Raw genomic sequence first — 13,080 nt, forward strand, 5'->3', positions numbered from 1 at the left:
CGTTATTCCGTTATAAGAGATGAGATCCGGGTGATCAGTTCCATGCAGGCACGGCCGTTATGATAAGGGCATTTCCAGAAACCCGCTTTCTCCTTTTGTATCACTGAATAATCTTTTTGTATTCCCCAAAACCATTCCTTTTCGCCATCCCTCAGATATGACTTCACAAATTCCCAGGACTTGATAGATTGTTCTAAATAGCCCTTTCCCCCGGAGAGTTGCCACGCATAAAAGAAGCCAATCATTGCTTCTGCCTGCGGCCACCAGTGTTTTTCAAATATCCATTGATCGTTCATTACATCGTATTCATACCACAAACCGCCATCGCTTCGATCAAGGCCTTCCATTGCGGCTTTTGTGACAGGAATCGTGATAAGCTGATACAGCCTGATGTATGACGGATCATCGATCGCCTCCGCACAAAGAGGCAGAAGCCATGCGGCCTCTATATCATGCCCGAAAGAAACAAGTGAGGACCGGGGTTCCCATTGATCATTAAAGAACAGCAGCAAATGATCACTGTCACGGCTAATGATCCTTTTTCTAAAAATATCGAGAAGATTCCTGATCCTGGCTTTCAGCATTTCATCCGGCCAAACAGAAAACAGGGTCGCATAAGCTTCCACAATGTGCAGATGAGTATTGGCGGATCGTTTTTCATTCTCATCTTTATCACTCAACCGCAGATCGGCGGCTAATCCCCATTCCCGGCTGCGGGCTTCTATATATCCGTTCTGTTCTTCTTCAAATCCATGCTTTTCTATTAGCGCAAAAAGATCTTTCGCCAACTGAAGCGCATCATCATTGCGGGTTGCTTTGAAATATTCCGCCATTGCATAGATGCAAAACGCCTGGCCGTATAGTTGCTTTTTCCCATCAAGCATCTGCCCATTTTGATCTACAGACCAGTATACCCCACCAAATCCGGCATCCAGGAAATTCGCACGTATGTACTCGTAAGCACGTGTCGCCATCTGCAGATATTGATCCGCTCCAGTCATCGAATGGGCAGCAGAAAACGTCCAGCAAATGCGGCTGTAGAGGACAATACCGCGGGGTGCAGCCGGGTCGGGAGTATCATTCCAGTTAATACTTCCATAAAAACCACCGTTATCGTTATCCAGTGTATGGCCGGTCCAGTATGATAAGACATGTTGCAGTTCATCCTGCAATTGCTGCCTGTATTTTCTTAGCAGATCAACTGGAATATCTGCGGGGATCGTATGCATCAGGGTTTAACACCATTTTCATTACGGGCAGGGTTAGCGACGTTTACCAGGCTCTGTGACTGATTTTTATCGATCAGTTCTGTTAAGGTGCGGACAGTTTCCGCAGAGCTGAATCCGTCAGGCGCTGTATTCATTACATAATCCAGAAGTTTATCGATGGTTGAAACAGCTACATGGATCCTTGTATCAGAAGAAGCATAGTAGATATACACAGTACCGTCATCATCTGCGATCCATCCGTTGCTAAACACGACGTTGGATACGTCGCCTGTTCTTTCATCGCCTTCCGGCGCAAGGAAATATCCCGCAGGTTTATGTGTCACGTGAGTAAGGTCATTCAGATCCGTCATGAACATATACAATACATATCGAAGTCCGGCTGCAGTATTTCTTACACCATGGGCGAGGTGAAGCCATCCATGGTTTGTTTTAATAGGAGCTGGTCCGGCACCATTCTTTGCCTCATAAACGGTATGATAGATCTTACGATCAATCACTGTCTCTTTATCCACCTGCGCCTGTTCAATACTTTCGCTAAGACCGAAGCCGATGCCGCCACCTGAGCCGGCGTTGATGAAACTATCCTGGGGTCTGGTATAGAACGCATATTTCCCATTTACGAATTCCGGATGCAATACGACATTTCGTTGTTGCGGCGAAGGAGTTTTAAGATCCTGTAAACGATCCCAGCTGATCAGATCTTTGGTTCTGGCAATACCACACTGGGCCACAGCGGCAGACTGATCTGCCTCAGAAGCGGAGGGATCCCTTCTTTCTGTGCAAAACAAACCATAGATCCATCCATCTTCATGCTGAACCAACCGGATATCATAGATATTCGTATCCGGAAGATCAGTCTCGGGTATATTTACCGGGTAATCCCAGAATTTAAAATCATCTACGCCATTTGTACTTTCTGCAATTGCAAAAAACGATTTCCTGTCAGAAGCCTCCACCCGCGCCATGATGATGTATTTACCATTCCTCCGGATCGCGCCAGGATTCAGAACTGCATTGATCGCAAACCGCTCCATCAAATGCGGATTGGTTTGTGGATTGAGATCATATCGCCAGAATAGCGGTGTATGTTTTGCTGTTAGTATAGGATGCTTATATCGCTTGAAGATACCATTGCCCGGCAAGATCTCTTCATTTTGCTGATGCAGTAATGCATCATGCCTTTTCTCCAACTCTGACAAACGGGTAAAAAAATCTGTTCGCATATCTATCATTTAAAATTCAATTCTCCAATTTATTCCACCAGGTTCTTTTCAGTACGACAATGATCACAGCCAATATCGCTACCGTGATCAACAGAGGCAGTTTCAGCCACAGTACCACAAACATCGGCAGTATGGTCAGGCAGCATTGCCCGATTATTCCCAGTACAACATTGAACATATCAAGACCGAAACGTTTATTGGGTTGAAAAGCGGGATCGTCAGTAATAACCTGTTGATGCACCGGTTTCCAGAAGCCCCATGGCTTTATCGTTCTATAGAATTCTTTTAATAATTGCATATCTGTTGCAGGTGCTGTGTAAGTCCCCACGAAAGAACCCACCAGTGAGATCAGGAACAAAAGCGGCCAGTAATACAATGCAAGCGTATCCGGGAACAGGTAAGGAAAGATGAGTGCCGAAATAATACCCGAAGCCATTCCCCAGAAAAATCCATTGGCATTGAATCGCCACCAGTACCATTTCAACATATTCGCCGCAATATAACCGCCATACAATGCGCCAACGATCCATTGCAGCACACTGTTCACATCTTTAGCATAAAATCCGAGTATGATCCCCAGTGTGACAACGACCACCCCTGCGAGGTAGTTCATCGAAATGACCTTCTTTGTAGTGGCGTTTGGATTTACATATTTCAGGTAGATATCATTCACGATATAGGCTTGCGCCGCATTCAATGTTCCGGAGAAGGTCCCCATGAATGCACCAAGCAACCCGGTCAATACCAAACCGAGAATTCCCGCGGGTAGAAAACTGTTTATAGTGGCGGGAAGAATACGTTCGAAGTCGGTGCCGGACCCTCCGTCCAGGTTCATCTGATCATAATAGAGCAGACCGAGAACAGTAAGCCCGATAATGAGGGAATACCTTACCGGAAGAAGGATGATCGAGACAAATCCGCTCATCTTGGACGCATCTTTAGGTGAACGAGTAGATAAGATCTTTTGCATATCATAATTCGGAGCGGGGCCGGCCAGACTCGCGAATACACCTTTGAACAGCATCATCATAAAAAAGAAGCCGAAGACCCCGAATCCATCCGCTGCGATCTTCTTATCTGCGGCGGGAACGATCTTACTCCAGTCAAGGTCAAGCTTCCATCCGAAGAAAGGATTTGCCCATCCCTCCGGTACGTTCAATGGATGATCACGAAGATGCATCATCGCGATGACCGCTACAGAAATACAGGCGATCGTCATAATGATGTACTTGATAAAATCTCCAAGAACAATACTATGCATGCCGCCCAGTATGGAATAGAACATTGCAAACAGCGTGAACACGATCCCGTAGAAATGCGGCACGAATTCCGCTGAAATATTAAATGGTATATACTCTTTTACAGCATCCCATGGAACAAATATTTCAATGAACTTTCCCAGGCCGACGAAGCCATAAGCGAGAAAACCCAGGCAACTCAGCAATGCAAAGGCAACGACCACGGTGTGGGAGCCTTTCACGCCTCTGCCTTTTGTACCAAACCTGGTTGTCAGCCATTCAGCTCCGGTGGTGGCGTTTGATCGCCTCAACCACTTTGACAGGAACATCATCAGAAATACCTGGTTGAATACGGGCCATAGCCAGGGGATCCAGATACTTTTCATTCCGTAAACAAAACACAAGGCAACCATCCACATTGTGCCACTGATATCAAACATATCGGACGCATCGCTCATCCCAAGCATATACCAGGGAAGCTTTTTGCCACCCAGGAGATAGCTCTCTTTATTCTGCCTTGCCTTCTTCCTTAATACCCACCCAATCACCACCATCGTGGCGAGGTAGAGAAGAATAATACTTACATCGAGGAGTGTTAATTTCATTTGAGAATATACAATTTCTTTTCTATGGATGTAGTATCATCCTGCCTGTTTAAAATTGGTTGCCGGAGGAAGAATCCACCAGCAACCCTGCTCGAACGATTGCTGCTTTAAAATCGCTGACCGTTGCCCAGCCGTCTACGGCCTGTGTGTTACGGTCCATATAACTTCTCTCCCGCCACATCCCTTCCGAAAAAGGTATTTGGCAGATCAAAAAACTTTTTAAAATCATCAGCGGATACCTGCCCTTTATAAGGAGCGTAGTAATGCATTTTTTGATTCCAGGCCGCGTATCCGTGATTTCTCCAAACAAGTACGTAAGAGATCTTTGAATTTCCGATAGCTTTAAGCAACACCCTGGTCCACCATTCAGAATAGGGAATAGCTTCGTAACCGGTTTCCGCAAAAGCAGATAGCTTTCCTTTGGTCTGCGCAATGCTGTCGATCAGGGTCAGAAGCTTTGCTGTTCCAGTAACGAACCTGTCGTTCTTTTGCGGGTCATCGTATTGATAGGCATCGAGGCTGAGCATATCAACCATATCATCTCCAGGATATCGTTGCAAAAAATCTTCTGCTGTATTAATATTGTCGGAAGTATTGTATACCCAAAGCAGGTTGTTCAATTTCTTTTCCTGTTGCAGGTAGTAGACAGTGAATCGCCAGAGTGTTCTGAATTCAAACTCAGAACAGGTATTGCGGCACCACCAGAACCAGTTTCCAGTCAGCTCATGGAATGGCCGGAACAACACCGGGATGCTTTCCCCTTTATTTCCTTTTAAGGAAGTAATGAACAAGGCAATCTTGTCGAGCCATGTCTTGTAAAGTTCATGATTGTTTCCACCTGGCAAAATGGATGCTACCGTACCTCTAGTGGTATCCCATGCACCTTTTTCTGCACCTATGGGGCTTCGCGCATGCCAGCTGATGGTTGTCACACCTCCGCGCTCATAACTTTCTTTGATGAACTGCTTTATCTTTTTGAAGGGGATCCCATCAAGGTTATTCTCCTGTCCTAATTCTATCCCACCAAGATCCCAGCCATATACTGCGGGATAGTTGCCTACAACAGTCTTAATATCGCTGTTACCGGGTTCATATCTCCAGTTGACACCATAGGCAAGATCATCCTGATGTCCGAACATGAATCCTTTTAAGGAGAGTTTCTTCAAATTGCGGTAAAGGTTGACGGTCTCCTTTGTCGCAGAAGAATTACATGGCATGTCCTTATCAGCAGCAAGGGACTGCCCGGATAAAGAAATGAACAGGAAGAAGGCACAAAGTCTCAGAGTCATTTTCGAAAACTTATAATCAAGCTGACCAAATCAAAAAGTCAAAAGTAAAAAGTAAAAAAGCGCCCTTAGAAAGGAGACTAAAAACAATAGTCCCATTCCCTTCTGATTATTTACTTTTTACTTTTGACTTTTTAATTTTTACTTTTTACTTCGTTATGATCACATCATCAAGGTGAAACTTCTCATCAGCATTCTCAGGTCCAGGGATCCAAAAACCGATCTGATTGAATGTTGCACCGTTCTGCCAGAGTTTGAGGTCACTCAATGCAAATTTGAAGTAGGTCCAGACGTTGGCAGGTACGTTCACCGGAGACGAACGGTCTGAATTACCAAAACCTCCGCCGGCTTTTTTATCTCCTGTAATGTAGAGTGTCTGATCAGCGGAACCGCCTTTTATCCAGAAGGAGAAATATTTGTAAGAAGGATCGCTGGCCACACCCGGCCACCAGTTTGCAAAACCGAATACATGCCAGTTGCCTTTTGCATAGGTTTTGGTCAATGATTTTGTACCTGATTTAAATTCAGTTGAAGAAATGGTGGCGCCATCGCCCCATGAATTATCACCAAAGTCAGCGCCGTAGCCATCTGTGAAGATCTTTAATGCTTTATCAAGATTTACAAATTCCTGTGTGGTTACTGTTTTACCGGTTGAGTTGGTTATATCCAGTGTTGAGCGCGCGATATCAGTTGCGGGCATTTTTATCACCAGTGTTTTACGTGATTTGGAAACGATGGTAATATTTCCAGTTGTACCGGTAAAGTTGACCTTTGTCACATCGTCCAGGTTATTACCCGTAAGGGTGATTTCAGTATCAGTGGTAAAATTATAATTAGACACGCTGGCCACGCTTGCGAATGCAAGGACAGTGAATGGAACAGTCAGTGTTTTCCCATCAGTGTTGGTGAATACGATATTCTGAGGGCCACCGAAGGCTGTATCCGGCACATGGAAGATCAGGTAACTTTCTGTATTAAGCGTTGGTTGAAAAGCTGCCGGAACATTATTTTTTTCAAACATAATGCTGCGGATCTGGCCGATGCCGGATCCGGTTAAAGTGATGAGTGCTCCTCCACCAGCTTCGCCCGGGTCAATGGAACCGGAAGCCATATTACCTACAGCAACTTCAGGAGTACCGTCTTTATCTTTTTCACAGGAGCTGAGACCAGCGGCAAGGACCGTTACCGCCATTGCCCATCCTGTGAGGTTTTTAAAAAAATTGTTTTGCATATAAAGCTTTTAATTGTATTAAATGGATTCGTTCAGGAAACATTTATCAATAGTAGGCAACCGGATCAAGTGCGAGAGCAGGATCCTGCAGTATCTCACCTGCGGGAATTGGCAAATGCATTCTGTTCTGAGAGAAGGTAACATACACAGGCAAATCTGGCGTTCCACGGTTTTGAGCTTCAATGATCGATTTTGCTTTTGCATAACCCTGGCGTTGGATGTCAAACCAGAAATCTCCTTCGAATGCAAATTCTACACGACGTTCATGCAGGATATCATCAATATTGAATGAAGTTTTCTCTGCGAGGTTGGCACGTTTGCGTACAGCGTTCAAGGCTGCAAGTGCGGTTGCATCGGAAGTTGACGCGTTTGTTCCCAGCGTTGCTTCAGCATAGATCAACAATACATCCGCATAGCGAAGGATCATTGTATTGATACCGCTATTCATACCCAGCACCGCTTCTCCACCAAAGCCGGCTCCTGGCCCTACTACATACTTGGCAATATTGGACCGGGTAGTATTTTTCTGACCGCCATCTCCAACAGGTTGCAGGGTGTCATACTTATATCCGTTAGCCATGAATGCGTTATAGGTGGAATTGGTATTTTTAGGTTTCCAGGCAGGATAAGTCCAGCCATGCTCCATTATTGAGCCTTTCCGGCGGAGATCCCCAAATTCGTACGCTTTCAGGATATCCATTGATGGAATGTACATTTCCCACATGCTTGCTTCAGCCGTTTGGAGATTTGCGGGTCCGCGGTCCGGATTTTTCTGATTTCCTGAACCCCACGGATTCCCTGTCAGCTGGTGCTGGATAGAAAATAATGATTCGATGTTATTGTTGTTCGCACTGCTATTGAATAATCCCTGGTAGTTGTCGAAAAGCCGGTATTTATTGGAAGCGATCACTTCCTGTGATTTTATCTTGGCGTTGGCATAGTCCTTATTGTACAGGTAAAGCTTTGCCATCATCCCTTTTGCTGAATACTTTGTAAGACGGCCCGGCACATCTGATTCAGGCAATCCTGCTTCAGCCTTTTGAAGTTCTTCCAGTGCAAACCGCATTACATCTTTTTGAAAATAACGGGGTATGTTGAAATTACCGGTAAGGGCTGTTTCACCCGGATCCGTTACAATCGGTGCATCACCCCATATACGGGCAATGTAGAAATACACCACTCCACGGAAGAAATGACATTCAGCAATGGCAGGATCAATAAAGCTGGCATTACCACCCATTGATTTTTTCTGCTCAAGAGCCTTCACGTATTCGCTCGTCCAGCCACCTATCTTATAAAACACTTTCCATGTATCTGCAATGCGCACTGAAGTAGCGGCGAAAGAGAAGTTGGTAAATGGAGGATCATCATTACCTCCGGAATAAATATTCCCACCCATCACATCTCCGATCGCGTCCATTGCGCGGTTTTCAAAACCAGACCATGGAAGCCCGTACAGGGTACTGGTGAGCCCACGAACTTCTTCGGCAGTGTTATAAAAGTTAGTCAGTGTAGTACCGTCCAGTGATGGGCGGTCAATAAAGCTTTTTTTACAGGAAGCCATCAGAGTAGTTAAGACCAGGATGGCATATACACTTTTCTTTTTCATCCGAATATATTTTAGTGTAATTGTTAAAGGTTATAGTTCGATGTTCGCGCCGAACGTAAATGAACGCGGGTTTGGATAGTGTCCCATATCCACATTCATGAGGCGGATATTGTTGTTAAACGCTCCAACCTCGGGATCGTATCCTGAATAATCACTGAACGTATGCAGATTCTGGATCGACATATAGAGGCGTACGTTGGTGATCTTGGCCTTGTTCAGTATCCTTGTCGGGATCCGGTAGCCAAGGGTTACGTTCTGGATCCGCATATAAGAACCACTCTCAACATACCGGTCAGACATGTACACGTTATTGGAGTTGGTATTGGTGAAACGGGGAAGGCTACCGCCTGTATTTGCGTCAGTGTACCTGTCCTGCACGCTTCGCATTTGGTTATAAAAAGCATTATCCATTTTCTCCAGCTGCCACCTCAGGAAGTTAAAGATCTTGGCTCCGTAACTTCCCTGGAGGAAAAAGGAGGCGTCAAATCCTTTGAAAGAAAATGTATTCGTGATACCATAAGTGAATTTAGGCAGAGGACTTCCTATAAAAGTGATATCGTTTGCATCAATCACATTATCGGGTTTACCATCTGCTCCGCTGACATCTTTGAAGCGTATGTCTCCCAACCATGTTTCTTCCGGTCTGATAGCATAGCCAAACTGAGGAAGGCTGCCATTCAGATCACTCTGATTGCGGAACAGTCCGTCTGTTACCAGCCCAAAGAAAGACCCTACGGCATATCCTGGATTGGTGTAGGTAATTGTGTAGTTGTCGTAATATACTCTACCGGTCAGACCTGCTGTAGAGTTCGCCATTTTATCCAGCTTGTTTGTAAACTTGGAGAAGATCAAATTTGTTTTCCAGGTGAAGTCTTTGCTCCGGATATTGTTGGTATTGATGCTTATGTCAATTCCATTGTTTGACATCTGGCCAACGTTTCCGATAGGGGCTTTGAGATCATCCCATGAGTCGCCAACACCGATCAGGCGCGGGCCTGTCAGGAACAACAACATATCACTGGTCGTTTTTCTGTATACATCAACCGAGAGATCAACAAAGCCATTGAACAATGTTGCATCAACCCCGATATTTTTCGTTTTCACAGATTCCCAGCTGAGATTCGGATTGGTGATCCCGTTCAGATAGTTTGAGTTTCCAAAACCAACAGGGCCGGTCCAGAAACCAATAGCTGAAACATAAGGAGGATTCTGTGCACCGCTCGGCAGATTCTGATTACCCACAGATCCATAACCTAAGCGAAGTTTCAGGTTTGTAACCGTGCTCTTCCAGTTCTGCGCAAAAGCTTCGTTGGAAACGGTCCATGCGAATGATCCGGCAGGGAAATAACCCCACTTATTGTTTGGCCCGAAGTTGGACGAACCATCTGCACGGATCGTAAGGCTAAGAGAGTAACGGTTGTCGTATGTATACTGACCACGTGCGAAATACGATTCCATCGCCCAGTGGCTTTTCCCTCCGCCAAGTTCCCATGTCGTGCGATCACTGCTTCCGGTATTAAGGTCAAGGATATTATTCTGCAGATCCACCTTTTTCCCGCTGATCTGCTCGAAGTAAGAGTATTGAGCTTCGTGACCGGCAGTACCACTGATACTGTGCTTGCCAAAATATTTATTATAGTTCAGGTAATTCCTGATGGCATAATAGTAACTGTTTCCCCGTCCGTCAAACAGCTGTGCCCTTAAAGCAGTTGGCCCGATATTGCCGGCAAGCTGGTGTGCGGTGTTATTATTTAAGCCGAGAGAGTAAGAGATCTCATTACGAAGTGAAAAGTTCTTAAGGAATTGCACATCGGCATAGATGTTTCCGAACACCTGGGAACTTACTGATTTGTTTCCACGGTAATAGCTCCTGGCGATCGGGTTATCCTGGCTATACTGAAAACCGCCGATCATTTGGCCACCACCCCAGCTTCCGTCAAGATTTTTCACCGGAATAAGCGGGCTCTGAACGGCACCCCACCAGATCGTACCTTCTGCCGCATCAGCAAGTGTTACGTTCTGAATACTGCGTGATCCATTTGCACTCACACCAACCTTTAACCATGATTTCAACTGATGGTCGAGGCTAAAGCGGGTTGAATAACGTTTGAAATCAGAACCGATCAGTATACCTTCCTGGTTGAAATAGTTCACTGACAGGTAGTAATTGGTTTTGTCTTTGCCACCGGAAAAGCTCAACTGGTGATTCTGCACCTGGCCGGTCCGGAACATTGCATCCTGCCAGTTGGTACCTTCTCCGAGTTTTGACGGATCGGCAAATTCAGGTGAGGGAGTAAGCCCCAGCAGCGGAGCTGTTTCATTCTGGTATTTTGCAAATTCGCGAAGATTCATCAGGTCGAGATGCCTTGTTACGCGTTGCTGGCCATAATAAACATCATAATTGACTTTACCTTCACCGGTCTTTCCCTTCTTTGTGGTGATCAGTACAACGCCATTTGCAGCAAGCGATCCGTAGATAGCCTGCGCAGATGCATCTTTTAATATGTCGACTGATTCAATATCGCCGGGATTCAGCGTGGCCATCACACTGTTTCCTGTCTGGCCGTCAGAGCCACCCAGTCCAGCGTAGCCAGTACTGCTTTTTGTATTGCTCATGAATGGCACTCCATCGATCACGATCAGCGGGTCATTACTGTTGATGGTTGTTACACCACGTACTTTGATCGATACGCCGCCGCCAGGCTGACCGCTGTTATTGGTAATGGTCACGCCTGCTACCTTTCCCTGCAGGGCCTGATCAATACCAGCTACAGGAAGATCTTTAAGATCCTTACTGCTGACAGACGAAATAGAGGAGGAGATATCAGCCCTTTTTTTGGAACCATAACCGATCACCACCACTTCACTGAGCTTGGTGTCCGTGATCTCAACAGAGCCGGAAACAGTAGTCTTTCCTTCGGTTCCGATCTCAATATCTTTTGCACCAACATAGGAAATGACCAGTATGGCTTTATCTGATGATACAGCAATCCGGAAAGCGCCATTGGCATCTGTGGTGGTGACTTCTTTTTCTCCCTTTACCGTTACAGTCGCACCGGAGAGTGGTGCATTGTTTTGATCGGAGATGATACCTGTAACTGATCTTTTCTGGGCGAAAAGCGTCGTGGAGAGCAATAGCAACACGATCGTGGCTGCGATTACCCGAGGGAATCGTTTTTGTCTCATATAGCAAGTTGTTTCACCAAAAGTAACTTTATTACATCACCACTTACTAATACTTTATTATCCAATCCTAATGCTTTTTTCTACCGCCTGATATTATTGAATGTTGAAACTTGCTTATCCACATACATTGTAATCGCATACATTTATAGGTGTTTTGACTTATCTGAATAATACTTTTTTATCTTTATTCCATACCTTTAATGAACTACAAGCTTGCCATATGCAGAAAAATATCTTGCGTGAGATCACTCCCCTCACAAGCAGTGACTGTTTTACCATCTTCAGCAGGGTGAAGTCAAACTTTGATTTTCCGCTTCACAGTCATGAGGAACTGGAGTTAAATTTCATCATGAATGCCCATGGAGCGAAACGTGTGGTAGGCGATCATATCGGTGAGATCGATGACCTGGAAATGGTCCTGGTGGGGTCAAACCTTCCGCATGTATGGCAAACACACAAGTGTACAAGTGATGAGATCAGAGAGATCACCATACAATTTCACAAAGACTTGTTTGATGAAAAGTTTCTGCGGCGTAATCAGCTCAGCTTTATCAGGAATATGCTTGAACGGTCTGCCCGTGGTATTCAGTTTTCCCGTCAGACCATAGAATCGATCCACCCCCGGCTGACCATCTTAAGTCAGAAGCAGGGTTTTGATTCGGTACTTGAGCTTCTTTCTATCCTGCACGATCTTTCGATCTCCCGGAACATGCATACACTTTCTGATGCCAGCTTCAGCAATGCGGAGCTTTCTTACAATAGCCGCCGTATTGAAAAGACCATAGAGTACATGAACCTGAATTTCCAGAAGGCGATCACACTTTCCGAGGTATCAAAGCTTGCGAATATGACGGATGTATCATTCAGCAGGTTTTTTAAGAATAGAACAGGCATCACTTTTATGGATAGCCTGCTGGAAATGCGGTTAGGACATGCGTCAAGGTTATTGATAGACACCACACAGTCTGTTGCAGAAGTAGCTTACAATTGCGGGTTCAATAATATCTCCAATTTCAACAGGTTATTCAGAAAGAAAAAGGGTTGTACGCCAAAAGAATTCAGAGAGAATTACAGTTATGACAACCGGGTGTTCATTTAAATGATGCATGCTGTCTTAATCTTTCCGGGAGCGTTGCTCTCCTGCACCTGAGCCTGTAGCCGTCAGGCTACCGAAGTCTCTGTCTTGTATCCGACTCACATAGGAGTATCGCGGAGTACGCAAAGTAGCCGCAAAGAGCGCGAAGATTTCGTTGCGTGCTTTGCGGTTACTTTGCGTACTCCGTGATACTCCTACGCCAGATGAGAATAAAAATCGCCAGCCCCAGCATAGAATCTGTCCTGCCATTCACTTCAGCACACTAATCCGACATTTCGGTGGTAAACGTTATCAAATTTTAACAATCCGGTTGTCCATGTATAAGGCCCTACTGCTGGGCAGGACTTTTATTTATCACAACAAATCAAAATTAGCTA

General features: G+C 45.3%; 8 protein-coding genes. 1 reads left to right on the forward strand and 7 read right to left on the reverse strand.

Features of this window, described 5'->3' with window-relative positions; all coding sequences use genetic code 11:
• Positions 1 to 2: 2 nt before the first annotated feature.
• The 7 genes from LZZ85_RS08860 to LZZ85_RS08890 form a co-directional block, all read right to left on the reverse strand.
• Positions 3 to 1,229 carry an AGE family epimerase/isomerase gene (locus tag LZZ85_RS08860; protein WP_237870741.1) on the reverse strand — a complete coding sequence of 409 codons (1,227 nt, stop codon included), beginning with the start codon at positions 1,227 to 1,229 and terminating at the stop codon, positions 3 to 5.
• On the reverse strand, positions 1,229 to 2,452 hold the full coding sequence (locus tag LZZ85_RS08865; RefSeq protein WP_237870743.1) for a glycoside hydrolase family 130 protein: 1,224 nt from the start codon (positions 2,450 to 2,452) through the stop codon (positions 1,229 to 1,231). Before LZZ85_RS08865 ends, LZZ85_RS08860 begins: the two co-directional genes overlap by 1 nt.
• Positions 2,453 to 2,468: 16 nt before the next feature.
• Entirely contained in the window at positions 2,469 to 4,295 is a 1,827-nt protein-coding gene (locus tag LZZ85_RS08870) for a sodium:solute symporter family protein (protein WP_237870745.1), read from the reverse strand.
• Between the two features lie 149 nt (positions 4,296 to 4,444).
• The gene (locus LZZ85_RS08875) at positions 4,445 to 5,584 is read right to left on the reverse strand and encodes a glycoside hydrolase family 26 protein (protein WP_237870747.1); all 1,140 of its coding nucleotides are present in this window, start codon (positions 5,582 to 5,584) and stop codon (positions 4,445 to 4,447) included.
• A 145-nt stretch (positions 5,585 to 5,729) separates the two neighbouring features.
• On the reverse strand, positions 5,730 to 6,812 hold the full coding sequence (locus LZZ85_RS08880) for a hypothetical protein (RefSeq protein ID WP_237870749.1): 1,083 nt from the start codon (positions 6,810 to 6,812) through the stop codon (positions 5,730 to 5,732).
• 46 nt (positions 6,813 to 6,858) lie between these two features.
• Positions 6,859 to 8,421, reverse strand: a complete 1,563-nt coding sequence (locus LZZ85_RS08885) for a RagB/SusD family nutrient uptake outer membrane protein (protein WP_237870751.1) — start codon at positions 8,419 to 8,421, stop codon at positions 6,859 to 6,861.
• A 30-nt stretch (positions 8,422 to 8,451) separates the two neighbouring features.
• Positions 8,452 to 11,607 carry a SusC/RagA family TonB-linked outer membrane protein gene (locus LZZ85_RS08890; RefSeq protein WP_237870753.1) on the reverse strand — a complete coding sequence of 1,052 codons (3,156 nt, stop codon included), beginning with the start codon at positions 11,605 to 11,607 and terminating at the stop codon, positions 8,452 to 8,454.
• Positions 11,608 to 11,827: 220 nt separating this feature from the next.
• Between LZZ85_RS08890 and LZZ85_RS08895 the strand changes: the two genes are divergently transcribed.
• A complete protein-coding gene (locus LZZ85_RS08895) occupies positions 11,828 to 12,706 on the forward strand; it encodes an AraC family transcriptional regulator (protein ID WP_237870755.1) in 879 nt (292 codons plus the stop codon).
• Positions 12,707 to 13,080: the final 374 nt, after the last annotated feature.

This window comes from Terrimonas ginsenosidimutans, assembly GCF_022012415.1.
Classification (GTDB): Bacteria; Bacteroidota; Bacteroidia; order Chitinophagales; family Chitinophagaceae; genus Terrimonas_A; species Terrimonas_A ginsenosidimutans.